Origin of the sequence: Mesorhizobium sp. M0077 (genome assembly GCF_040322955.1) — a bacterium.
GTDB lineage: Bacteria > Pseudomonadota > Alphaproteobacteria > Rhizobiales > Rhizobiaceae > Mesorhizobium.
In genome coordinates this window covers 37,934-62,056 of sequence record NZ_JAMYUL010000006.1, presented here as the reverse complement: position 1 = coordinate 62,056, position 24,123 = coordinate 37,934, and the positions used below count along the sequence as shown (strand labels likewise).

The window sequence follows — 24,123 nt, the reverse complement described above, 5'->3', positions numbered from 1 at the left end:
CCCGATCCAATGTGGTTTTCGAGGTGGAATCCGAATGGCTTTTGCTGCTTCGGGTTTCCATTTCGTCAATCATATTGCCTTAAGAGTGAGCGAGGGTTTGGTGTGCTTCGACAAGGGCGGATAGCGGCAGGGCTTCGGGCAGAAGCCTGGCCGGGACGGGAAATCGATGCCTAAGAAGGTCATGATCGTCGAGGACAACGAGCTCAATATGAAGCTCTTTCGCGACCTCATCGAAGCCAGCGGTTATGAAACGGTTCGCACGCGCAACGGGCTCGAGGCGCTCGATCTGGCGCGCCAGCACAGGCCCGACCTGATCCTGATGGACATCCAGCTGCCCGAAGTGTCGGGGCTGGAAGTGACGAAATGGCTGAAGGAGGACGACGACCTCCATTCCATTCCGGTCATCGCCGTCACCGCCTTCGCCATGAAGGGCGACGAGGAACGCATTCGCCAGGGCGGTTGCGAGGCCTACATCTCCAAGCCGATCTCGGTGCCGCGTTTCATCGAGACCATCAAATCCTATCTCGGTGATGCCTGATGCCTTCAGCCGGAGCCTTGTGACATGACCGCGCGGATCCTCGTCGTCGACGACATCCCTGCCAATGTCAAACTTCTCGAGGTTCGGCTGCTGGCCGAATATTTCGAGGTGTTGACGGCCTCCAACGGGCCGGACGCGATCGAGACCTGCGAAAACGGCAAGGTCGATGTCGTGCTGCTCGACGTGATGATGCCCGGCATGGACGGGTTCGAGGTCTGCAAGCGGCTGAAAAGCGATCCGGCGACCGCGCATATACCGGTGGTCATGGTGACCGCGCTGGGCCATGTTGCCGACCGGGTGCGCGGCCTCGAGGCAGGCGCCGACGACTTTCTCACCAAGCCGGTCAACGATCTGCAACTGATGACGCGGGTGAAGAGCCTGGTCAGGCTGAAGTCGCTGACCGACGAGCTGCGGCTGCGCGCATCGACCACCCGCAACATCGGCATCGAGGCGCTGTTGAGCCGCAGCTTCGCGTCGGAGGACGCCACGCCGAAGGTGCTGTTGATCGACGAGCGCAAATCGTCGGTTGAGCGCATCCAGAACATGCTGCGCGGCAGCGCCGAGCTCGACATTGCCACCGATCCGCATGCCGGCTTCTTCCAGGCCGCCGAGGCGCCCTATGAGTGCGTGCTGATCTCGACCGGCTTTACCGATTTCGATCCGCTGCGGTTGTGTTCGCAATTGCGTTCGCTCGACCGCACCCGCTTCCTGCCGATCATCCTGATTGCCGACGAAGGCGAGGAGGGCCGCATCATCAGAGGCCTCGAACTCGGCATCAACGACTATCTGATGCGGCCGATCGACCAGCAGGAGCTGACGGCGCGGCTGCGTACCCAGGTGCGGCGCAAGCGCTATAACGATCAGCTGCGCGCCAGCGTCGCCCAGACCATCGAGATGGCGGTGACCGACGCATTGACCGGGCTGCACAACCGCCGCTACCTCGACAGTCATCTGCAGACGCTGTTCGACCGCGCCGTGGCGCGGCGGCGGCCTCTGTCGGTGATGATCACCGATCTCGACCGCTTCAAGACCGTCAATGACTCGCATGGCCATGATGGCGGCGACGATGTGCTGCGCGAGTTCGCAAGGCGGCTGCGCAAGAACGTCAGGGGCATCGACCTTGCCTGCCGCTTCGGCGGCGAGGAATTCGTCGTTGTGATGCCGGACACGGACGGCACGGTGGCGGAGAAGGTTGCCGAGCGCATTCGCGCCGAAATCGCCCAGCTGCCGTTTGCCATCGGTCCTGACGGCAAGGCGATCGAAGTCACGGTCAGCGTCGGCGTGTCATCGGTTCTGAAGGGCGCGGACACGGTCGCGGCGTTGATGAAACGTGCCGACGTGGCGCTCTACGAAGCCAAAAGTGGCGGCCGCAACCGGGTCGTCGCCAAGGCAGCGTAGGCTAGACCACCGATTATCCAGTCAATCGGACAGGGTTAGGAATTTACCTTAATCCAAGCGATTCGGCAGGCTTGGTTAAGAAACTATTGATTTTCAAACATTGTTGCGCAAATGTGCGGTGCAAGAACAAGGGCGATGCGGGCACGAGGGTAGACAGCCGCATCGCTTCGCCGAATACCCCATGATGCTCAGGTCCGCCGCATCTCCTGGGTCCGTGGGGTCGGCCGGCCGGCGCTGGCACATAGTGGCCTCCTCGTACCGCTGCCATACGCCGACCGGCCCCCTTTTTTGCCAAAAAATGAGATGAGCACTTCGCGCCAAACAGCGGAGGGTTCTGGCTTTTCGGGGCCTTGAATCAAAAACGCCGCCCGAAGGGGCGGCGCTTTTGACAGAGCGTATGAAAACCAGATTACTTGATCTTGGTTTCCTTGAACTCGACATGCTTCTTGGCGACCGGGTCGTATTTGCGGAACGACAGCTTGTCGGTCTTGGTACGGCTGTTCTTGCTGGTCACGTAGAAGAAACCGGTGTCGGCGGTCGACAGAAGCTTGATCTTGATGTTTGCGGCTTTGGCCATTGTATCAGTCCGTTATGTTCGTGGGGTTTTGGCCGCTGGAGCGGGGGAAAACACCCGGACGCGGGAAACTTGGCGCGACACATAAAGAACGTGCCCGGAAAGTCAAGCCCGGCGCGGCCGCCGTGTCGTAAGCACATGAGGTGTCCGGATTAGGTAGCACATGAGTTGTCCGGTTTTATCACCGGCTCGATGGAGGCTGAGGCTCAGGGCGTTCGAATCTTGAAAAGCCAAGCAATTGGCTTTTCGTCCGCTACGAGGCCGCTTCTCACCCCACAAGGAGAGAAGGTAAGGTCGCTGTTGCTCGCCCTCAGCGGGGCCGGATTTCTAGGCTTCTTCCTTAACTGGAAGCGCTTTCTTCCAGTCCCCGGTGGTGTTCCACCAGCGATTCGGATTGGCGCGGTCGTCCAGGCCCTTGGAGCGGCTGGCGAGGATTGGCTGGATGCGGATCACCGGCTCCTGGTAGGAATGCGCCTGGAAAATCGCCTCGACGACGCGGGCGGCGAGCGCCTGGTCGTCGGGCAACTCGAACGAGACCTCGACGGTGCCGGGGCGGCGGCGCAGTTCGGTTTCGACGCCGGCGGCTGCACCTTCCAGCGGTCGGTAGCGTTCGATGCCGTGCGCGGTTTGATAGGCGTTGCGGTCGTATTTGCCCATTGCCAGCGGCGCGATCGCGACCACGGCGTCCATGATGCGGTCGACATCGGCTGCCGGGGCCTGGAAGCTGACAAGCAGCAGAAGCGTCATGCGCAGAGATGTGGTTTCAAAGCCGCTGTCGATCATCGCCGTATCCTCAAACTCGGGTTTTTTGGGACACCCTTTTAGCTGAGGTCTCCTGACACGGTTCTGTCAGCAGCGGCGACATCCCGTCAGGATTGCGCAGGCTGGCGGGCGAACAGGCTACCAGATCTTGCGGACCAGCCTGGCGCTGACCAAGGCGATATAGGCGGCAAAGAACAGGCCGAGCGACCAGCCGAAGCCGGAAGGCCCGAAGGCATCCATGCCGATGCCGATCGCCTGCGGGCCAAGCACCATGCCGACACCGTAGCAGAGCACGAAGGCGGCGTTGGCCGAGGCCAGTTCATGGCCGGAGAGCTGCGAGCCCAGATGGGCAAGGCCGATCGTGTACATGGCGGCCACCACGCCGCCCCAGACAAACAGAAGCGCCGCCATCAGGTGCCAATTGCCGGCGAAGAACGGCATGAAGATGGTGCCGGCAAGTCCGACGGTGGCACAGGCCAAAAGCAGATAGCGGCGGTCTGAGACGCGGTCGCTGATCATGCCGATAGGGATCTGCAACAGCACGTTGCCGAGGCCGATCATGGTGAGCAGGAGGGCTGCATCCGCCTCGGAATATCCGATGCGGTTGCCATAGACGGGGAACAGCGCAAAGCCGCCGGTCTCGACGGCGCCGAACACCAGCACGGCGGCGGTCGCTGTCGGCACCAGCCAGATATAGCGCAGGAAGTTGCTGGTTTCGCCGTCAACCACGATTGTGGGACTTTCATTCCGTGCGGCCAGCACCGGGATTGCGGCCAGCGCGACCAGGACGATGATGACGCCAAACGGCAAGAAGCCGGTGCTGCCAATATGGGCGAAGACCCATGGCCCGGCGGCGAAGCCGAGCGACAGCACGGTGGCGTAGATGCCGAGCACCAGGCCGCGCCGGCGCGGCGGCGCCGAGGTGCTGATCCAGAATTCCGACAGGATGAACAGCACCGTCAGCGCGATGTGCAGCACGATGCGTAGTGGGAACCACATCCAGAAGTCCGGCGCGAAGTGGAAGCCGACAAAGGCGAGCGCGCCGGCGGCGATCATGGCGATCATCGTCCAGGCGACGCCGAAGCGCATCGCCAGCGGCGTGGCCAGCGGGGCGCCGGCGATCGAGGCGAGGCCGGCGACCGCGGTGTTGAGGCCGATCATCGATGCCGAGTGGCCGCGGCTCTCGAGAATAACGCTGAGCAGCGGCATGCCGAGGCCTATGGCGATGCCGACGACGCTGATCGACGAGATCGCGGCGATCATCGGTAGCCAATGTACGCGCTCGTCGCCCTCTTGCTGGGTATCGACCGTCATGGGATGCCTGAATACTCTGTCTGTTTGATATTGCGTAATTCCGGACGGAAAACCGCGTCACACTTTTCCTGGAATTGCTCTAAAGAATTTCGCGAACGAAGCGGTTGCGGACAAGCCGGTAGAACGGCACGGACCCACCGGGTCGCAGGCGCGGATCGCCGGCAAGCCGCGTCTCCAGCTCCTGCAAGATCGTTCGGGTGATGTCGGGGATATCGGCCTCTCTGGCCTTGGCGAGCGGCAGCCAGACCAGTTCTTCCAGCTCATTGGTCGGGCCGCCACCCGGCAGTTCCACGGCGACATCGCTGCGCCAGGCGCTGAAGAAGCGGGTGTCGAAACGACGCACGCGATTGGGCGGGGTGATGGCGCGGGCAATGAAGCGCAGCGGCGCCAGCGAAGGCTGGACGCCGTGCTCGACAAAGCCCTGCCAGTCGCGTTTGTCGGTTGCGAACGAGCCTTTGCGGCCGATGAGCAGGCCGGCTTCCTCATAAGTCTCGCGGATGGCCGAGAGCGCGATGGCACAGGCCCGCGACGGGCTGATGCGGCCGACGCCGGCGGTCAGCCTGGCTTCTTCCTCCGGAAGCAATGGGGTGGCAACGGCAATGCGGCTGTCGGCCGAATCGGTGCGGCCGCCGGGAAAGACGAACTTGCCGGGCATGAAGGCGTGGCCTGCATGGCGCCGGCCCATCAGCACCAGAATCTCGTCGCCCTCGCGGTCGAGCAGGATCAGGGTGGCGGCATCGCGCGGGCGTATGGGCAGGCCGCTGTGGGCGGCTGCGCCACGGTCCATCCTGCTGACTTCCGCCTTGGTCATACCTTCCATGCGCAGGACCTAGCGGAAACTTCTGGCAAACGAAAGTGGCCTTTCACGGTCGGCATGTTGCGCCAGGCGACATTGCCCTGACGCAAACTAGGTTCCGGGATGCGGCTCGGTGCCGTCTTTTTCGCCGCCGAAGCCGTGCATATAGAGCGCCCATTGCAGTCCGATGACGGCGCCCTTGATCGGTTGCAGCAGAGCGACCGACAGCACGATGGTCAACGGCACCCAAATGGCGATGTGCTGCCACATGGAGAGCGTCGACGTCGCCTCGACGCCCATGAAGGCGCCGAGAACGATGTGGCCGACGATGACGATGACGAGATAAGCGGGCAGGTCGTCGGCGCGGTGGTGGTGGAACTCCTCACCGCACGCGGCGCATTTGTCGACGCTTTTGGTGAAGCCGGCGAACAACCTGCCTTCGCCGCAATGCGGGCAGCGGCCAAGGGCGCCGCGCTTCATCGCCGTCCACAGCGGGCGGGCGACTCGGCCCGAATGATGTTCGCCCCCGAAAACCTGCTTCTGGATTCCCATTTCGCTTGCCATTATCGTCTCCTGCCGCGCGACCCCGGGCGCGATTGCGACGCGCGGGCGCGGCCTTTTGCCTTGTGAAACGACCGTTTGGAGCCGGGCAGGGGCTTCGGGTCGGTCAGCATCTCGAAACGCATCGCGCCGGCCATAGGCGCCACCTCGATCAGGCGAACCTCGACGCGGTCGGCAAGCTGATAGCCCTTGCCGGTGCGTTCTCCGAACAGCGATCGCGCGGTTTCGTCATATATATAGTAATCGCCATCCAGACTTGACACCGGGATGAAGCCATCTGCGCCAAACTGCGGCAATTGGACAAATAGTCCCGATTTGGTGACGCCCGAAATGCGGGCGTCGAAGCGGTCGTCGATGCGCTCGGCGAGGTAGGCGGCGATCAGCCGGTCGACGGTGTCGCGCTCGGCCGCCATGGCGCGGCGCTCGGTGCCCGAGATCAGCACCGCGACGTCTTCCAGCCGCGTCTCTTCGTCCTGCGTCAGCCCGCCGGGGCCGAGCTCAAGTGCGGCAATCAGCCCGCGATGCACGATCAGATCGGCATAGCGACGGATCGGGGAGGTGAAATGCGCGTAGCGCTTCAGGTTGAGGCCGAAATGGCCGATGTTCTTGGGCGAATATTCGGCCTGACTCTGCGAGCGCAGCACCACTTCGTTGACTAGCCCCTCATTGTCGGCGCCACGCACGCGCTCGAGAATGCCGTTGAACTGGGCGGGCCGCATCTGCGCGCCACGCGCCAGCGACAGGCCGAGCGTCTGCAGGAACTCGCGCAGCGATTCCTGCTTGGCCAGCGACGGCGCATCGTGGACGCGGTAGACCAGCGCCTGCTTCTTCGCTTCCAGCGTTTCGGCGGCGGCGACATTGGCCTGGATCATGAATTCTTCGATCAGCTTGTGGGCGTCGAGCCGCTCCGGGACGATGACGCGGTCGACGGTGCCGTCCGGCTTGAGCAGGATCTTGCGCTCCGGCAGATCAAGCTCGAGCGGCTGGCGGCCATCGCGGCCGCGCTTGAGGATGGCGTAGGCGTCCCACAGCGGCTTCAGCACCGTATCGAGGATCGGGCCGGTCTTGTCGTCAGGAAGGCCGTCTATCGCGGCCTGGGCCTGTGGATAGGCGAGCTTTGCCGCCGATTTCATCATGACGCGGTGGAAGGTGTGACGCAGCTTGCGGCCATCGGCGGCAAAAATCATGCGCACGGCAAGCGCGGGACGGTCCTGGCCTTCGCGCAGCGAGCACAGGTCGTTGGAGATGCGCTCTGGCAGCATCGGCACGACGCGGTCGGGGAAATAGACAGAATTGCCGCGTTTCAGCGCCTCGCGATCGAGTGCGGTGCCATAGCGGACATAGGCTGCAACATCGGCGATCGCCACCGTGGCGATCACGCCGCCGGGGTTCTTCTCGTCGAGGTCGGGCGTGGCGAAGACGGCGTCGTCATGGTCCTTGGCGTCGGCCGGGTCGATGGTCACCAGCGGCAGGTCGCGCCAGTCCTCGCGGTGAGCAAGCGTCGCCGGTTTTACCGCCTCGGATTCGGCGATGACGTCGGCCGGGAAGATATGCGGAATGTCGTGCGCGTGGATGGCGATCATCGAGACCGCCTTTTCGCTGGTCAGTGAGCCCAGCACCGCCAGCACTTTTGCGCGCGGCAAACCATACCGGGAGGCCCGCGCGGGCTCGACCTCGACAAGGTCGCCGTTCCTGGCGCCGTTCTGGAATTCCTTGTCGACGATCAGTTCGGGCTGGCGACGTTCGACCGGCTCGATGCGGAAGGTGCCGTCCTGAAGGATGCGAAACACGCCGAGCACGGCATCGGTGCGCTTCTCGAAAATTTTCATCACGCGGCCGGTATAGGCAGGCCCGGTCGCATCGTCGGTCGGGAAGGTCTTGGCCAGCACACGGTCGCCGATGCCCGGCTGCGGGCCATTGCCGCCGCGCGAGACGCGGATCGAGACGACGGGCGGTTCGCCGGTGCCTACGGGCTCGGCAGGATGCGCCAGCAGGATGCCGTCGCCGTCGCGGCCAAAAATGTCGAGTACGGCGACATGCGACAAGGCGCCGACACGGGCCAGCCGCTTGCGCTCCTTGGTCAGGATGCCTTCGTCCTGCAGGTCGCGCAGAATGTCCTTCAGCCAGATGCGGTCGTCGCCGCGCAAGGCAAACGCCTTGGCGATGTCGCGTTTTCCCGCGCGGTCGGGGTTCTCGGCGATGTAGCGCAGGATTTCGTCACGCGAAGGCCTGTAGTCGTCCTTGACCTTGGCCCTCGTGTCGGCGGTGCGCGGATCGCCGTGGCTTCTACCGGTGATCCTGCGCGCCACGCTGCTATCCCTTTTTCTTCGCCGCCGGCTTCTTGGTCGCCGATTTCTTGGCTGTGGTTTTCTTGCCAGTGGTTGTTTTGGCAGTGGTTTTCTTGGCTGTGGGGGCCTTGGCGGCTGCCGCCTTGCGGAACGGCTTCTTGCCGCCGCCCTTGGCTTCCTTCTCGGCAATCAGCGCCACCGCGTCCTCGACGGTCACCGACTGCGGATCCTTGCCCTTGGGCAGTGTCGCGTTGACCTTGCCGTAGTTGACATAGGGCCCGTATTTGCCATCGCGCACGACGATCTTGCCGCCGCCATCGGGATGGTCGCCGAGTTCCTTCAGCGCCGCCGCGGTGCCGCCATTGCGGCCGCCCTTGCCCTTCAGCTGCTTCTCGGCGATCACGGTGACAGCGCGGTTGAGGCCGATCGAGAACACATCCTCTATGCTGTCGACATTGGCATAGGTGCCATCATGCAAAACGAATGGACCATAGCGGCCAAGCCCGGCGGAGATCATCTTGCCGGATTCAGGATGCTTGCCGATATCGCGCGGCAGCGACAGCAGCGCCAAGGCCTTCTCATGGTCGATGGAATCAGGCGTCCAGCCCTTGGGCAGGCTGGAGCGCTTGGCTTCCTTGCCGTCGCCGCGCTGGATATAAGGACCGAAGCGGCCTGAGCGCAGCGTGATTTCCTCTGCCGTGTAGGGGTCCTTGCCGAGCACCTTGGTGCCGTCCTCGCCGCCGCCATTCTCGCCATTCGGGTTGGCTGCGTCGCCGAGTTGGCGGGTAAAGGAACATTCCGGATAGTTGGAGCAGCCGACGAAGGCGCCGAACTTGCCGAGTTTCAGCGACAGATTGCCGGAGCCGCATTTCGGGCAGATGCGGGGATTCGAGCCATCCTCCCGCGCGGGGAACACCAGCGGCGCCAGTTCCTCGTTCAGCGCATCGAGCACGTCGGTGACGCGCAGTTCCTTGATGTCGGCGACGGCGCCGGAAAAATCTTTCCAGAAGTCGCGCAGCACGTCCTTCCAGGCGAGCTTGCCGTCGGAAATCTCGTCAAGCTTTTCCTCGAGTGAGGCCGTGAAGTCATATTCGACATAGCGCTCGAAGAAGCTTTCGAGGAAAGCCGACAGCAGCCGGCCCTTGGCCTGCGGCACCAGCCGGCGCTTGTCGATGGTGACGTAGTCACGGTCTTCCAACGTCTTCAGGATCGCGGTGTAGGTCGACGGACGGCCGATGCCGAGCTCTTCCAGCTTCTTGATCAGCGACGCCTCGGAATAGCGCGGCGGCGGCTCGGTGGTGTGCTGGGTGGCATTGATCGCCTGACGGGCCAGCTGCTCGCCGGCACGGATCTCGGGCAGGCGACGGTTTTCCTCGTCTTCGGCGTCCTCGTCCTTCTGGTCGGTGTAGGCGGCGATGAAGCCGTCGAAGCGAACGACCGAACCGACGGCGCGAAGCTCCGCGGTGCGAGCGCCATTGACCGCCTCGATTTCGACCGTGGTACGCTCGATCTCGGCCGACTGCATCTGGCTGGCGATGGCGCGCTTCCAGATCAATTCGTAAAGCCGCAGCTGGTCGGAATCGAGATACTGCCTGACCGAAGCCGGCGTGCGCATGAAATCGGTCGGGCGGACCGCCTCGTGCGCTTCCTGGGCATTCTTGGCCTTGGCTGTGTACTGGCGCGGCTTTTCCGGGAGGTATCTTGGGCCGAATTCCTTGGCGATGGTGTCGCGGGCGGCGTCGATCGCCTCCGGCGCCATCTGCACGCCGTCGGTTCGCATATAGGTGATCAGGCCGGTGGTCTCGCCGCCGATCTCCATGCCTTCATAGAGGCGCTGCGCCACTTGCATGGTGCGCGTCGCCGAAAAGCCGAGGCCCGACGATGCCGCCTGCTGCAGCGTCGAAGTGGTGAAGGGCGGGCCAGGATTGCGCCGCGTCGGCTTGGCTTCCACCGACAGAGCCTTGAAGGTCGCGCCTTCGAGCATGCCCTTGATATCGTCGGCCTGCGCCTTGCTGGCGATGTCGAGCTTCTGCAGCTTCTTGCGCTCGAACGCGGTCAGCCGCGCCTCGAAGCTGTCGTTACGTGGCGTGCCGAGGAGGGCAGCGATCTGCCAGTATTCCTCGCGGACGAAACGTTCGATTTCGGATTCGCGGTCGCAGACCAGGCGCAGCGCCACCGACTGGACGCGGCCGGCCGAACGGGCGCCCGGCAATTTGCGCCACAGCACCGGCGACAGCGTGAAGCCGACGAGATAATCGAGTGCGCGGCGAGCCAGATAGGCATCGACCAATGGCGCATCGATCTGGCGCGGATTGGCCATCGCTTCCAGCACCGACGACTTGGTGATGGCATTGAAGACGACGCGGCTGACCGGCTTGTCCTTCAACACGCGCTTCTGCTTGAGCACCTCCAGCACGTGCCAGGAAATGGCTTCGCCCTCGCGATCCGGATCGGTGGCGAGGATCAGGCCATCGGCATCCTTGACCGCGTTGGCGATGTCGGTGAGACGCTTTCCGGACGCGGTGTCGACCGCCCAGGACATGGCGAAATCCTCGTCGGGACGCACCGAACCATCCTTGGCCGGCAGATCGCGGACATGGCCGAACGAGGCCAGAACCTTGAAGTTCTTGCCGAGATACTTGTTGATTGTCTTTGCCTTGGCCGGCGATTCGACGACGACGACGTCCATGAGGTCTCATATCAGCTGTGGGGCGGCAGAAGAATTCCGCTGCGTGACGCATTCAATTGGTCGCTCACATGGCCGCGCTTTTGCGATCGGTCAAGGGCAAGCGGCCAAAATGCGGAGGCGTGTGCCGCAATACACTCTTAGAGTGTATGGAGAAGATCACAAAATTTTTGTCTGGGACGGTTCGTGTTTCGAGCCACCGGGAAAGGCGCCGCGACCGGTTCGTGCTGCCCGTAAATGCCGAACTGGCCGCCGGGTCGCTTGGAGCCGGCGGCCAGCCGAGTCCCGCCGATGGCGCGCGGGATAGAGGTTCGGACGATCAGTCGGCCTTGACGATGTGCCAGACTTCGCCGACGCCGTCGCCGGTGATGTCACCGGCCTTCTTGTCCTTGATGAAGGTGTAGACCGGCTTGCCGTCATAGGCCCACATCTTGGTGCCGTCGGTGCGGTCGACGATGGTCCATTCGTCGTCCGCCTTGGCGCCGTCCTCGGCCTTCAGCGGCGGCCAGTTGGTGGCGCATTTGTCGTAGCAGTTGGTCTTGCCCTTCTCGTCCTTGTCATAGGTATAGAGCGTCATGCCATTGGCATCGGTGTAGATCTTGGTGCCACCGACTTCGGCTTCCTTCCACGCTTCGGCGGCGAAGGATGCGGCGGTGCTGAGCAGAAGGGCGGCCAGGCCGACGGTGATGCTTTTCATGGAAATCTCCCTGGTGATCCGACGAAGCGCGCAGAAATCGCGGCTTCGCTCTGTGAACGCTCGGCGAGGGACATTTCTTCCCCGGCTTGGTCAACTTGGGATTGGCCGCCAACAATTCGTCCGCCGGACCGTATCTGTAGCCAAATGCCACACGATGGTGATTGGCGAACACGGGTTTGCACCGCTATATCGGCGCCAGGGAATCTGGAGTTCTGGAATGCCATTGGACGTCGGCTATGTCAGCGCGGTCGGAGCGGGGGCGATCTCGTTCCTGTCGCCTTGCGTGCTGCCGCTGGTGCCTCCCTATCTCTGCTACATGGCCGGCGTGTCGGTCGACGATTTTCGCGGTGACGATGCCGGCGTCACGGCCAAGGCCGGCGCCCGCGGCGCGCTCATCTATTCCTCGCTCGCCTTCGTACTCGGTTTCTCCACCGTGTTCGTGGCGCTTGGCGCCGGCGCCTCGACCATCGGCCACTGGCTGCGCGTCTGGCAGGAGCCGCTGGCGATGGCTGCCGGGGTGCTGATCATCCTGATGGGGCTGAATTTCCTCGGCATCCTGCGCATCCCGCTTTTGTCGCGCGAGGCGCGCTTCCAGTCGCAGGGCAAGCCCGCCAGCATGGTCGCCGCCTATGTCATGGGGCTGGCCTTCGCCTTCGGCTGGACGCCGTGCATCGGCCCGGTGCTGGGGCCGATCCTGACCTTGGCCGGTGGCCGCGAGACGGTGGGCGAGGGCGCTCTTCTGCTTGCCGCCTATTCGCTTGGCCTCGGCATTCCGTTCCTGATCGCTGCCCTGTTCTCCGGCGCCTTCATGCGCTTCCTCGGCAGGTTCCGCGTCCATCTCGGTCGCGTCGAAAAGGCGATCGGCGCGCTGCTGGTCGTCGCCGGGGTGTTCTTTCTCACCGGCGGCGTGCAGACGGTGTCCTACTGGCTGCTCGAGAATTTTCCGGTGCTGGGCCGGCTGGGGTAGCGATCCGCTGATCGAGAGTGAACTGCCTCATCACCTCACCGGAATTTAACCGCATTGGTGCAGCATGACGCCAGATGCTACCACTCTGCGATTCCTGATCCCTTTCATACGGTTGCCATCCATGAGCCAGAGATCCTGCCTGTCCGTCATTCTCGCCGCCGGTGAAGGCACGCGCATGAAGAGCGCGATGCCGAAGGTGCTGCACCAGATCGCCGGACTGCCGATGGTCGCCCATGTGGTGAAAGCGGCCGAGGCCGCCGGCGCCCGCAGCCAGGCGCTGGTGATCGGCCATGGCGCCGATGATATGCGCAAGGCGGCGGCGAAATTCGCGCCCAAGGCCGAGACCTTCGTGCAGGAGAAGCGGCTCGGCACTGCGCATGCCGTGCGGGCTGCGCGCGATGCGATATCAAAGGGTTATGACGATATTCTCGTGATGTTCGGCGACACGCCGCTGATCGACGCTGAAGCCCTGGTGACCGCGCGGCAAAAGCTTGCCGATGGCGCGGCTGTTGTGGTGATCGGCTTCCGCCCGCCCTGCCCGACCGGCTATGGCCGGCTGATCGAAAAGGGCGGCAAGCTCACCGCCATCCGTGAGGAGAAGGACTGCTCCGCCGAGGAAAAGAAGATCGGCTTCTGTAATGCCGGCATGATGGCGGTGGCCGGCGCTCATGCGCTCGAACTGCTCGACAAGGTCGGCAACAAGAACGCCAAGGGCGAGTTCTATCTCACCGACATCGTCGAGATCGCCAGCGCGCAGGGCGTCGATGTCGTTGCCACCGAAACCAGCTTCGAGAGTGCGCTAGGCATCAACAACCGAGCCGAACTGGCGCAGGCGGAAGACATCTGGCAGACGCGTCGCCGGCACGAGGCGATGCTGTCGGGCGTAACGCTGATCGCGCCGGAGACCGTGTATTTCTCGCACGACACCGAAATCGGCGCCGACACGATCGTCGAGCCCAATGTCTGGTTCGGCCCGGGCGTGAAAATTGCAACCGGCGCCAAGATACACGCTTTCAGCCACATAGAGGGCGCCACCATCGCCTCCAATTGCGACGTCGGTCCGTTCGCGCGGCTCAGGCCTGGCGCCGATCTGAGGCAAAAGGCCAAGGTCGGCAATTTCTGCGAGGTCAAGCAGGCGGTCATCGAGGAGGGCGCCAAGGTCAATCATCTGACCTATATCGGCGATGCCCGTGTGGGCGCGGGGGCCAATATCGGCGCCGGCACCATTACCTGCAACTATGACGGCTACTCGAAGTTTTTCACCGACATCGGCGAGGGCGCCTTCATCGGCTCGAACTCGTCGCTGGTGGCGCCGGTTTCCATCGGCAAGGGTGGCTACATCGCCTCGGGCAGCGTCATCACCGAAACCGTGCCGGACGATGCGCTGGCCTTCGGCCGCGCCCGCCAGAAGACCATTCCCGGGAAAGGCAAGGAATTGCGCGAGCGCTTTGCCTCGGCCGCTGCGGCGAAGAAAAAGGCCGGCACCGACCATTAACCGCCGAAGCAATTGAACAACCGAGGAATTGCGGTAACCGGATTGCAAGAGCGGTGTGTCATGGTGCATCGGGTTGAGAAGCGTTCCGTTACACCAGACGAAATGCAAAGTGACTTTCGCGGCGGGCCGGCAATCCCTAGATAGCGCTGGTTTTCCATCGGGACTGGTTTTCCAGGTGAATCGGGGGCAGGCGCATGTGCGGTATCGTCGGAATTGTCGGCCAGAGCCAAGTCGCGCCGCTCATTGTCGATGCTTTGAAGCGGCTTGAATATCGTGGCTATGACTCCGCCGGAGTCGCCACCGTCGAGAAAGGTGCGCTCGGCCGCCGCCGCGCCGAAGGCAAGCTCATCAACCTCGAACGCCGGCTGAAGGAAGAACCGCTCGACGGCACCATCGGCATCGGCCACACGCGATGGGCGACCCATGGCGTGCCCAACGAGACCAACGCCCATCCGCATTTTTCCAACGGCGTCGCCATCGTTCACAACGGCATCATCGAGAATTTCGCCGAGTTGCGCGATGAGCTGATCCGCGACGGCTATTCCTTCTCGTCGCAGACCGATACCGAGGTCGTAGCGCATCTGGTGGCGCGGCAGCTTGCCAAAGGGCTGAAGCCGATCGAGGCGGCGCACCAGGCGCTGAAGCGGCTGGAAGGCGCCTTTGCTCTGGCCATCATGTTCACCGGCGACGAGGATCTCATCGTCGGCGCCCGCAATGGCCCGCCGCTGGCCGTCGGCCATGGCGATGGCGAGATGTTTCTGGGCTCCGACGCCATCGCGCTGGCGCCCTTCACCAATTCCATCACCTACCTTGAAGACGGCGACTGGGCGGTGGTGCGCCGCGATGGCGTCACCATCTTCGACATCGACGGCAAAGAGGTTGCCCGCAAGCGCCAGCAATCACTGTCGACCAGCTTCATGGTCGACAAGGGCAACCGCCGCCATTTCATGGAAAAGGAAATCCATGAACAGCCCGAAGTGATCTCGCATACGCTGGCGCACTATGTCGATTTCGTCTCTGGCGTGTCGAAGCCGCTGGAACTGCCGTTCGACTTCGCTAAGATCGGACGGCTGGCGATCTCGGCCTGCGGCACCGCCTATCTCGCGGGGTTGATCAGCAAATACTGGTTCGAGCGCTATGCGCGGCTTCCGGTCGACATCGATGTCGCCTCGGAATTCCGCTATCGCGAAATGCCGTTATCGGCTGATGATGCTGCCTTCTTCATCTCGCAGTCTGGCGAAACCGCCGACACGCTGGCCTCGCTGCGCTATTGCCGCAAGGCGGGCATGAAGATCGGCGCCATCGTCAATGTGCGCGAATCGACCATGGCGCGCGAATCCGACGTCGTGCTGCCGACGTTGGCCGGGCCGGAGATCGGCGTCGCCTCGACCAAGGCTTTCACCTGCCAGCTTTCGGTGCTGGCCTCGCTGGCGGTGCGTGCGGGTGTGGCCCGCGGCACGATCTCGAAGGACGAGGAAAAGACGCTGGTGCGCGCTCTTTCGGAGGCGCCTCGCTACGCCAACCAGGTGCTCAAGCTCGAGGAGCAGATCGAGCGCATCGCGCGCGAAATCTCGCGCTACAAGGACGTGCTCTATCTCGGCCGCGACACCAATTTCCCGCTCGCCATGGAAGGCGCGCTGAAACTCAAGGAAATCTCCTACATCCATGCCGAGGGTTATGCCGCGGGCGAACTGAAGCATGGCCCGATCGCACTGATCGACGAAAACATGCCGGTCATCGTCATCGCGCCGCATGACCGCATCTTCGAAAAGACTGTGTCGAACATGCAGGAGGTGGCGGCGCGCGGCGGCAAGATCATCCTGATCACCGACGCCAAGGGCGCGGCTCAGGTGAGCTTGAAGACGATGGAGACGATCATCCTGCCTGACGTGCCGGAAATCATCTCGCCGATCATCTATGCGCTGCCGATCCAGATGCTGGCCTACTACGCCGCCGTGTTCATGGGGACGGACGTCGACCAGCCGCGCAACCTGGCGAAATCGGTGACGGTGGAGTAGTCGGCGCTCATCGGGGGTCTAAAAAACTTCGCAGTTCCAAAGCGCCGTCCGCTTCACTAGTGTGGCGCTGCAACCCGCATCCCCGGTGAACCATGTCCGATGCTCCCAGAACTTCCGGCATGACCCGGCTGAGGAACTATTTCCTCACAGGCTTTATCGTCTGCGCGCCGCTGGCGATCACCGCCTATATCGCCTGGTCGTTCGTCGGCTGGGTCGATTCCTGGGTGAAGCCGTACATTCCGGCGCGCTACAGCCCCGACACCTATTTGCCGTTTCCGGTGCCCGGCTTCGGCCTGATCGTGGCGCTCGTGCTGATCACGCTGATCGGCTTCATGACCGCCAACATCGTCGGTCGCGCCATCGTCAATTTCGGCGAACGGCTGCTTGGCCGTATGCCGCTGGTGCGCGGCATCTACGGTTCGCTGAAGCAGATATTCCAGACGGTGCTTTCGAACAAGGGTGATATGTTCCGCCAGGTCGGGCTGGTCGAATATCCGCGAAAAGGCGTCTGGTCGCTGGTGTTCGTCGCCAGTGAAAAGGAAACCGAGATCAACCAGAAGCTCGACCATGCAGGCGACCCGATGATCGCCGTGTTCATGCCGTGCACGCCGAACCCTACCACCGGTTTCCTGATGTACGTGCCGAAATCCGACATCGTGCTGCTCGACATGACGATTGAGGACGGCGCCAGGCTGATCGTCTCGGCCGGGCTGGTGGCGCCCGAAGTCAAGCCGAAGATGGTGACGATGAACGGCCAGCCGATCGACGGAGATCTCGCCAACCCGCCGCTTGGCGGGCTGATCGCCGAGGGCGCTCAGCCGGCGCGCAAGAGCCGTACGGCCTGGTCCCGGCCGAACAAATAGAGCAGCAGGCGCAGCGCCTCGCCGCGCTCAGACTGTAGTTCCGGGTCGCGCGACAGGATCAGCCTTGCATCGTCGCGGGCTGCTTCGAGCAAGTCGGCGTGCACCTCGATGCGCGCCACCTGGAAGCCCGGCGTGCCGGACTGGCGGGTGCCGAGCAATTCGCCTTCGCCGCGCAGCTTCAGATCCTCTTCGGCGATCAGGAAACCGTCCTCGGTCTCGCGCATCACCGACAGCCGGCGCTTTGCCGTCTCGCCGAGCGGGTCCTTGTAAAGCAGCACGCAGGAAGAAGGCTTGTCGCCGCGCCCGACGCGGCCGCGCAACTGGTGCAGTTGCGCCAGGCCAAAACGCTCGGCATGCTCGATGACCATGATCGTGGCGTCCGGCACGTCGACGCCGACCTCGATAACGGTGGTGGCGATCAGGATGCGGGTTTCGCCGGCCTTGAAGGCGCGCATCGCCTCGTCCTTTTCGGCGCCCTTCATGCGGCCATGGACGAGGCCGATGCGATCGCCGAACAAGGGCTGCAGCGAGGCAAAACGGTCCTCGGCCGACATCAGCTTGATCTCTTCGGATTCCTCGACCAGCGGGCAGATCCAGTAGATCTTCTGGCCGTCGGCAACGGCATCAAGCATGCGCCCGACCAGCTCGTCCAGCCGTTCCAGCGGCAGCGTGACGGTGCGGATCGGCTGGCGGCCGATCGGTTTTTCCGTCAGCTTGGAGACGTCCATGTCGCCGAAGGCGGTCAGCACCAGAGTGCGCGGGATCGGCGTCGCCGTCATCACCAGCATGTCGGGGGCGTCGCCCTTGGCGGTGATGGCAAGCCGCTGGTGGACGCCGAAGCGGTGTTGCTCGTCGACCACGGCAAAGACGAGGTCGTGATAGGTTACCGTTTCCTGGAACAGCGCATGGGTGCCGACGACGATGTCGATCTCGCCGCTGGCGAGACCTGATAGCGTTTCAGTGCGTTCGCGGCCCTTTTCGCGGCCGGTCAGGATAGCGACGCGCAGGCCGGCCTGTTCGGCCAGCGGCGTGATTGTCGCCAGATGCTGGCGCGCCAGGATTTCGGTCGGCGCCATCAAGGCCGCCTGGCCGCCGGCCTCCACCGCGCGCCCCATGGCCAGCAGCGCCACCACCGTCTTGCCGGACCCGACATCGCCTTGCAGCAGGCGCAGCATGCGCTCGGGGTCGGCCAGATCGGCATTGATTTCGGCAAGCGCGAATTCCTGGCTGCCGGTCAATGAATAGGGCAGGGCTGCGCGCAGTTTCTCGACGATGCGACCGTCGCCGATGAGCGGCCGGCCCGACAGGCGGCGCACTTTTGCCCGCACCAATGCCAGCGAGACCTGGCCGGCGAGAAGCTCGTCATAGGCAAGGCGGCGCCATGCCACCCCCTCGATGGCGACATCGATCGGGTCCGCGGGATAGTGGATGCGGGCGAGCGCGTCGGCGAAGGCGGGGAAAGTCTGCTTGCGCATGAAGGCGCCGTCCTGCCATTCCGGCAATTCCGGCAGCCGGCCGAGCGCCTGGCCGATGGCGCGGCGCAGCACCTTGCCCGACAGGCCGGCGGTCAGCGGATAGACCGGTTCGACCAGCGGCAGTGTTTCCGCCTCGCTCACCAGGGCGACATGGTCGGGATGGACCATGGTCGGGCGGCCGTTGAACCACTCCATGCGGCCGGAGACGACGACATGCTCGCCCACCGGCATCGCCTTTTCGAGATAGGCGGCATGGGCGTGGAAGAAGATCAGGCCGATCTCGCCGGTGTCGTCATGGGCATAGACTCGGTAAGGCACCGACCGGTTGCCGCGCGGCGGCGGCTGGTGGCGGTCGATGCGCACGTCGAGCGTGACGATGGCGCCGGCCGGCGCAAGCGCGATGCCGGGACGATTGCGGCGGTCGATGACGGTGTGCGGCAGCACGAACAACAGGTCGCCCGCGCGCGCCGGCCGTTCGCCGAGATCGGCCGCCACCACCTTCTCGATCAGAGCGCCAACCTTGGGGCCGACGCCGGCAAGCGAAGTGATCGGGACGAAGAGGGGGTCGAGGAGGGAGGGGCGCATGGCTTTACTCTCCCCCCTGTGGGGAGGGTCGATCCGCGAAGCGGAGCGGGATGGGGGTAGGTGCGCGTCTAACTTCACAAGAAGGCGGCACACCAGCGCAGCACCCCGTCTCACCCGCTTCGCTTTGCCAAGCGTGCTCGCCGACCCTCCCCACAAGGGGGAGGGTGAAGTGCGGGCGGTGTCCGGCACCAGCGTTGTCAGGAGTGTTCTTCACACCCGGGATGTTTAGCCGCCCACCGGCCTGTTGCAAGGCTGACACCGCCCTCTATCCACGCTATATGCGCCGCACCAAGCAAGGATGCGGCACGATGACCGGGACGAAACGATCAAGCGAGGGGCTGGATATCAGGAGTCGCAAGCTGTTGTTCCGCTCCTGGCATCGCGGGATGCGCGAGATGGACCTTATCCTCGGTACCTTTGCCGACAACGAAATCGGCGCCTTGACCGGCGATGAAATCGACCAATATGAAAAGCTCCTCGACATTCCCGACACCGAATTCCTGCCCATGGTCACCGGCGAACGGCCGGTTCCCGGGAATATCGACTGTGCCGTCCTGCAAAAGATCCTGGCATCGCGCCGGACCATGACATTTTAAACGTGCAACCATGAGCCTCATTCCCAAAATCGGCCTGCCGAAAGGCCGCGCCGGCCAGTTCATCGTCGACGGCGTTGCCGATGGCTACGAAGCCTTTGCGCTGGTGCAGGCGATCCATGAGATTGCGCCTGACAAACCGGTGCTGTTCGTGGCGCGCGACGGCCAGCGCCTGCCGTCGATCATCGAGGCGCTGACCTTTGCCGCCCCCGGCCTGCCGGTGCTGGAGTTGCCGGCCTGGGATTGCCTGCCCTATGACCGCGTTTCTCCCGGCTCCGATGCCGCCGCCAAGCGGCTCGATGCGCTGACGGCGATGATCGCGCTGGCGAAAAAGCCGCATCGCGCGGTCATCCTGACCACTGCCAATGCGCTGCTGCAGCGCATTCCGCCGGCCGATCTGGTCGAAGCGCAGACTTTCCATGCAAAGCCCGGCAACCAGATCGACATGAACGCGCTGGTGTCCCGGCTTGAGATTTCCGGCTTCGAGCGGGTGCCGACGGTGCGCGGTATCGGCGAATTCGCCGTGCGCGGCGGAATCCTCGACCTCTACGCACCCGGCTGGACGGAAGCACTGCGGCTCGATTTCTTCGGCGACACGCTGGAATCGATCCGCGTCTTCGACGCTGCCACGCAGCGCACCACCGGCCAGCGCAAGTCGATGGCGCTGCAGGCGATGAGTGAAGTGGCGCTGACCCCCGAAACCATCAGCCGCTTCCGCCGGTCCTATATCGAAGCCTTTGGCGCACCGCAGCGTGACGACGGGCTTTATGCGGCGGTGAGCGAGGGCCGGCGCTTCGCTGGCATGGAGCATTGGTTGCCGTTGTTCTACGAGCGGCTGGAGACGGTATTCGATTATCTGGCTGATGCGCCGGTGATCTTCGACCACCTGGCGCATGAGGCGCTGGCCGAACGCCACACGCTGATCCTCGACCATTACGAAGCGCGCCGCAAACAGGCCGACGCCGCGTTGAAGGACGCCGTGCCGTACAAGCCGGTGGCGCCGGACCTGCTCTATCTCTCGCCGGAAAACCTCGTGGCGTCGCTCGGACCGCGCGAAGCCATCGACTTCACTGCTTTCGATGCGCCCGATGTCGGGGCCAGGAAGGTCTTCCATGGCGGTTCGCGCCATGGCCGCAGCTTTGCCGAGGAACGGGCTGACCCAAACATCAACGTCTTCGATGTCGTCGTAAAACACATCGCCGACGAGCGCGCGGCGCGCCGGCGGGTCATCGTCGCCGGTTGGACCGAAGGATCGCTCGATCGGCTCGGCCAGATCCTGGCCGAGCATCATCTCGGCAATCTCGTGCCGGTGGCGACGTTGGCCGAAGCCGAAAAGCTCGAGCCGGGGCAGGCCGCCCTTGCGGTGCTGCCACTGGAATCCGGCTTCGAGACCGAACAGCTGGTTGTCGTCGCCGAGCAGGACATTCTGGGCGACCGGCTGATCCGCCGCTCGAAGCGCAAGAAGCGCGCTTCGGATTTCATTGCCGAGGCCTCGTCGCTGTCGGCCGGCGACATCGTCGTCCACGCCGATCACGGCATTGGCCGCTTCATCGGCCTGCGCACCATCGAGGCGGTCGGCGCGCCGCATGACTGCCTGGAAATCCACTATGCCGGCGACGACCGGCTGTTCCTGCCGGTGGAAAACATCGAGCTTCTGTCGCGCTACGGCTCTGACACAGCCGAGGCGACGCTGGACAAGCTCGGCGGCGGCGCCTGGCAGTCGCGCAAGGCGCGGCTGAAGAAGCGCCTGCTCGACATGGCCGGACAGCTGATCCGCATTGCCGCCGAGCGCCAGATGCGTACCGCGCCGCCCATGGTGCCGGCGGAAGGGCTTTACGGCGAATTCTCGGCGCGCTTTCCCTATGAGGAGACCGACGACCAGCAGGGCGCGATCGATGCCGTCGTGGACGATCTCGGCGCCGGCAAGCCGATGGACCGGCTGATCTGCGGCGATGTCGGCTTCGGCAAGACCGAAGTGGCGTTGCGCGCCGCCTTCATCGCGGCGATGGAAGGGTTCCAGGTCGCGGTCGTGGTGCCGACGACGCTGTTGTCGCGCCAGCATTTCAAGACCTTTTCGCAGCGCTTCTCCGGCCTGCCGATCCGCGTCGGCCAGGCCTCGCGGCTGGTCGGCGCCAAGGAACTGGCGGAAACCAAGAAAGCCATCGCCGAGGGGCAGGTCGACATCGTCATCGGCACCCATGCGCTGCTCGGGTCGGCGATCTCGTTCAAGAATCTCGGCCTGCTGATCATCGACGAGGAGCAGCATTTTGGCGTCAAGCACAAGGAACGGCTGAAGGACATCAAGACCGACGTCCACGTGCTGACGCTGTCGGCGACGCCGATCCCGCGCACGCTGCAGCTTGCCTTGACCGGCGTGCGCGAACTGTCGCTGATCGCCACGCCGCCGGTCGACCGCATGGCGGTGCGCACCTTCATCTCGCCTTTCGACCCGCTGGTCATCCGCGAGACGCTGCTGCGCGAACGCTATCGCGGCGGCCATTCCTTCTATGTCGTTCCGCGCATCAGCGATCTCGCCGAAATCCATGATTTCCTGCGCGAATCCGTCCCCGAGCTGAAGGTGGCGGTGGCCCATGGCCAGATGCCGCCGGGCGAACTCGACGACATCATGAACGCCTTCTATGACGGCCAGTACGACGTGCTGTTGTCGACCACCATCGTCGAATCCGGGCTCGACATTCCGACCGCCAACACGCTGATCATCCATCGCGCCGATATGTTCGGCCTGTCGCAGCTCTACCAGCTGCGCGGCCGCGTCGGCCGTTCCAAGGTGCGGGCATATGCGTTGTTCACGCTGCCGGCCAACCGCAAGCTCACCGACACGGCCGAGCGCCGGCTGAAGGTGCTGCAGTCGCTGGACACGCTTGGCGCGGGCTTCCAGCTCGCCAGCCACGACCTCGACATCCGTGGCGCCGGCAACCTTCTGGGCGAAGAGCAATCCGGTCATATCAAGGAGGTCGGATTCGAGCTCTACCAGCAGATGCTGGAGGAGGCGGTGGCCGAGGTGAAGGATTCCGGCGAGGTGCAGGATGGCGGCTGGTCGCCGCAGATCGCCGTCGGTACGGCGGTCATGATCCCGGAAAGCTACGTGCCGGACCTGCAGCTCAGGCTGGCGCTTTACCGCCGCCTTGGCGATCTCGAAAACACGGAGGAAATCGACGCCTTTGGCGCCGAGCTGATCGATCGTTTCGGTCCGCTGCCGGAGGAAGTGAAACATCTTCTCAAGATCGTCTTCATCAAGGCGCTCTGCCGCAGGGCCAATGTCGAAAAGCTCGATGCCGGCCCCAAGGGCGTCGTCATCCATTTCCGCAAGCGCGAGTTTTCCAACCCGGTCGGGCTGGTCAAATACATCGGCGAACAGGGCTCGCTGGCCAAGATCAGGGCCGACCACAGCGTGGTCTTCATCCGCGACTGGCCGACGGCGGAAAAGCGCCTGGCGGGCTCGGCTGTCGTCATGACGCAGTTGGCGCGGCTGGTGGAGAAGGCCGCCTAGTTGTGGGACTTCGCTTAGCAAAGATCGCTTCTGGATCTGCGACGATTGGAGCCATTGAAGTATTTTGGCCCAAGGGATCAGTTTGACCCAAGGGATCAGATGGATCCTGCAACTCATCGCTGAACGGGGAAATCCATGAACCCGCAGACCTTCGATGAATACTGGCTCGGTTATCTTGCCGGCCATTCAAAACCTTCGACCCGGTTTATCCACTATATCGGCCTGTTTTTCGCGCCGCTCGCCGGGATTGCGGCATCTTTCATGGTCGTCTGGTGGGCTTTCCTGGTCATCATTCCGTTCTTCTATGTCGCGGCTTTTCTCACTCACCCTTTCCTCGAGCATAACAGCAACAAGCCGTTTGCGGATCGGCCGTTATGGAGCGCCATCGCCTTGCTGCGCATGCTTGCACTTGAGCTGACAGGTGGGCTCGGTCGCCAGCTCAGGCGATTGAACGAGGTCGCCCGATAGTATGGCGACAGCGGTCGTCGCTCTCTGTTCGGCCATTCTGCTGCTCGGGGCCGGCTTTCATCTCTATTGGGGTCTCGGTGGGAGTGTTGGCGCCGGCGTCGCGTTGCCGCAACGCGAGGACGGCACTCCCGCCGTCAAGGAGACGGCCTTTGGGGCGATGGTGGTAGGGTTGATCCTGGCGCTGGTGCTGCTGCTGATTTTCGGCTTCACCAATGTGATCCGCCTGCCGGTGCCGCAACAACTGCTGAAGGCGGGCATCATCCTGTGGGCGCTTATCTTCACCGCAAGGGCTTTGAGCTGGTCGAGATATTTCGGGCTGTTCAAGCAGGTAAGGACCACGCGTTTTGCCAGCTACGACAGCTGGTTCTACAGCCCGTCATGTCTGCTGCTGGGGCTGGGCCTTTTCTATGTCGCTTTGTCACAGACGGCAGAGTGAACTGCCAGCCACCCATTCGCCAGCGCTTGAATTCCGGTCTAGAATAGGAAATCGGCTTCGTGTATGGAGCCGCGATCCCCATATGGGGCGGAAATGGC

The 24,123-nt window shown here is 63.6% G+C and carries 19 protein-coding genes; 10 read left to right on the top strand and 9 right to left on the bottom strand.

From position 1 onward, the window contains the following. Positions 1 to 166: 166 nt before the first annotated feature. Both NKJ57_RS14325 and NKJ57_RS14320 read left to right on the top strand, forming a co-directional pair. Positions 167 to 538, top strand: a complete 372-nt coding sequence (locus NKJ57_RS14325) for a response regulator (protein ID WP_023667574.1) — start codon at positions 167 to 169, stop codon at positions 536 to 538. Between the two features lie 24 nt (positions 539 to 562). Beyond that, entirely contained in the window at positions 563 to 1,936 is a 1,374-nt protein-coding gene (locus NKJ57_RS14320) for a PleD family two-component system response regulator (protein ID WP_352511632.1), read from the top strand. A 409-nt stretch (positions 1,937 to 2,345) separates the two neighbouring features. On the opposite strand, the gene rpmG is transcribed toward NKJ57_RS14320, so the two are convergent. The 8 genes from rpmG to NKJ57_RS14280 all read right to left on the bottom strand — a co-directional run bounded on the left by rpmG (position 2,346) and on the right by NKJ57_RS14280 (position 11,614). Beyond that, entirely contained in the window at positions 2,346 to 2,513 is a 168-nt protein-coding gene (gene rpmG / locus NKJ57_RS14315; RefSeq protein ID WP_006201775.1) for a 50S ribosomal protein L33, read from the bottom strand. 324 nt (positions 2,514 to 2,837) lie between these two features. After that, positions 2,838 to 3,293, bottom strand: a complete 456-nt coding sequence (locus NKJ57_RS14310; RefSeq protein WP_352511631.1) for a YqfO family protein — start codon at positions 3,291 to 3,293, stop codon at positions 2,838 to 2,840. A 117-nt stretch (positions 3,294 to 3,410) separates the two neighbouring features. After that, positions 3,411 to 4,586: an MFS transporter gene (locus tag NKJ57_RS14305; RefSeq protein ID WP_352511630.1), complete on the bottom strand. Its 1,176-nt coding sequence runs from the start codon at positions 4,584 to 4,586 to the stop codon at positions 3,411 to 3,413. Between the two features lie 79 nt (positions 4,587 to 4,665). Beyond that, positions 4,666 to 5,406, bottom strand: coding sequence for an NUDIX hydrolase (locus NKJ57_RS14300; protein WP_023815376.1), 741 nt, complete (start codon positions 5,404 to 5,406; stop codon positions 4,666 to 4,668). An 87-nt stretch (positions 5,407 to 5,493) separates the two neighbouring features. After that, positions 5,494 to 5,946, bottom strand: coding sequence for a DUF983 domain-containing protein (locus NKJ57_RS14295; protein ID WP_352511629.1), 453 nt, complete (start codon positions 5,944 to 5,946; stop codon positions 5,494 to 5,496). Next, a complete protein-coding gene (gene rnr, locus NKJ57_RS14290; protein WP_352511628.1) occupies positions 5,946 to 8,252 on the bottom strand; it encodes a ribonuclease R in 2,307 nt (768 codons plus the stop codon). Before rnr ends, NKJ57_RS14295 begins: the two co-directional genes overlap by 1 nt. Positions 8,253 to 8,256: 4 nt before the next feature. After that, positions 8,257 to 10,920: a type I DNA topoisomerase gene (topA, locus tag NKJ57_RS14285; protein ID WP_352511627.1), complete on the bottom strand. Its 2,664-nt coding sequence runs from the start codon at positions 10,918 to 10,920 to the stop codon at positions 8,257 to 8,259. A gap of 316 nt (positions 10,921 to 11,236) precedes the next feature. Continuing rightward, complete coding sequence (locus tag NKJ57_RS14280; protein WP_023751518.1) at positions 11,237 to 11,614, bottom strand: COG4315 family predicted lipoprotein; 378 nt, start codon at positions 11,612 to 11,614, stop codon at positions 11,237 to 11,239. A 217-nt stretch (positions 11,615 to 11,831) separates the two neighbouring features. Here NKJ57_RS14280 and NKJ57_RS14275 point away from each other — a divergent pair, with 217 nt between their 5' ends. From NKJ57_RS14275 to NKJ57_RS14260, 4 genes are all read left to right on the top strand, one after another. Further along, positions 11,832 to 12,581: a cytochrome c biogenesis CcdA family protein gene (locus NKJ57_RS14275; RefSeq protein ID WP_352511626.1), complete on the top strand. Its 750-nt coding sequence runs from the start codon at positions 11,832 to 11,834 to the stop codon at positions 12,579 to 12,581. A gap of 121 nt (positions 12,582 to 12,702) precedes the next feature. After that, complete coding sequence (glmU, locus tag NKJ57_RS14270; RefSeq protein ID WP_352511625.1) at positions 12,703 to 14,076, top strand: bifunctional UDP-N-acetylglucosamine diphosphorylase/glucosamine-1-phosphate N-acetyltransferase GlmU; 1,374 nt, start codon at positions 12,703 to 12,705, stop codon at positions 14,074 to 14,076. A gap of 194 nt (positions 14,077 to 14,270) precedes the next feature. Further along, the gene (glmS, locus tag NKJ57_RS14265; RefSeq protein ID WP_352511624.1) at positions 14,271 to 16,094 is read left to right on the top strand and encodes a glutamine--fructose-6-phosphate transaminase (isomerizing); all 1,824 of its coding nucleotides are present in this window, start codon (positions 14,271 to 14,273) and stop codon (positions 16,092 to 16,094) included. A gap of 92 nt (positions 16,095 to 16,186) precedes the next feature. Beyond that, the gene (locus NKJ57_RS14260; protein ID WP_031214500.1) at positions 16,187 to 16,957 is read left to right on the top strand and encodes a DUF502 domain-containing protein; all 771 of its coding nucleotides are present in this window, start codon (positions 16,187 to 16,189) and stop codon (positions 16,955 to 16,957) included. Here the strand turns inward: NKJ57_RS14260 and recG are convergent. Further along, on the bottom strand, positions 16,909 to 19,017 hold the full coding sequence (recG, locus tag NKJ57_RS14255; protein WP_352511622.1) for an ATP-dependent DNA helicase RecG: 2,109 nt from the start codon (positions 19,015 to 19,017) through the stop codon (positions 16,909 to 16,911). The two genes, NKJ57_RS14260 and recG, sit on opposite strands and share 49 nt — an antisense overlap. Positions 19,018 to 19,325: 308 nt before the next feature. Between recG and NKJ57_RS14250 the strand changes: the two genes are divergently transcribed. The 4 genes from NKJ57_RS14250 (at position 19,326) to NKJ57_RS14235 (ending at position 24,025) form a co-directional block, all read left to right on the top strand. Beyond that, on the top strand, positions 19,326 to 19,613 hold the full coding sequence (locus NKJ57_RS14250) for a succinate dehydrogenase assembly factor 2 (protein ID WP_352511769.1): 288 nt from the start codon (positions 19,326 to 19,328) through the stop codon (positions 19,611 to 19,613). Between the two features lie 10 nt (positions 19,614 to 19,623). Then, the gene (gene mfd / locus NKJ57_RS14245) at positions 19,624 to 23,121 is read left to right on the top strand and encodes a transcription-repair coupling factor (RefSeq protein WP_352511621.1); all 3,498 of its coding nucleotides are present in this window, start codon (positions 19,624 to 19,626) and stop codon (positions 23,119 to 23,121) included. 135 nt (positions 23,122 to 23,256) lie between these two features. Next, positions 23,257 to 23,589 (top strand): Mpo1-like protein, encoded by a 333-nt coding sequence (locus NKJ57_RS14240; protein WP_352511620.1) that lies wholly within the window; start codon positions 23,257 to 23,259, stop codon positions 23,587 to 23,589. A gap of 1 nt (position 23,590) precedes the next feature. Continuing rightward, positions 23,591 to 24,025, top strand: a complete 435-nt coding sequence (locus NKJ57_RS14235; protein WP_023734447.1) for a DUF3995 domain-containing protein — start codon at positions 23,591 to 23,593, stop codon at positions 24,023 to 24,025. The last annotated feature ends 98 nt before the right edge of the window (positions 24,026 to 24,123 follow it).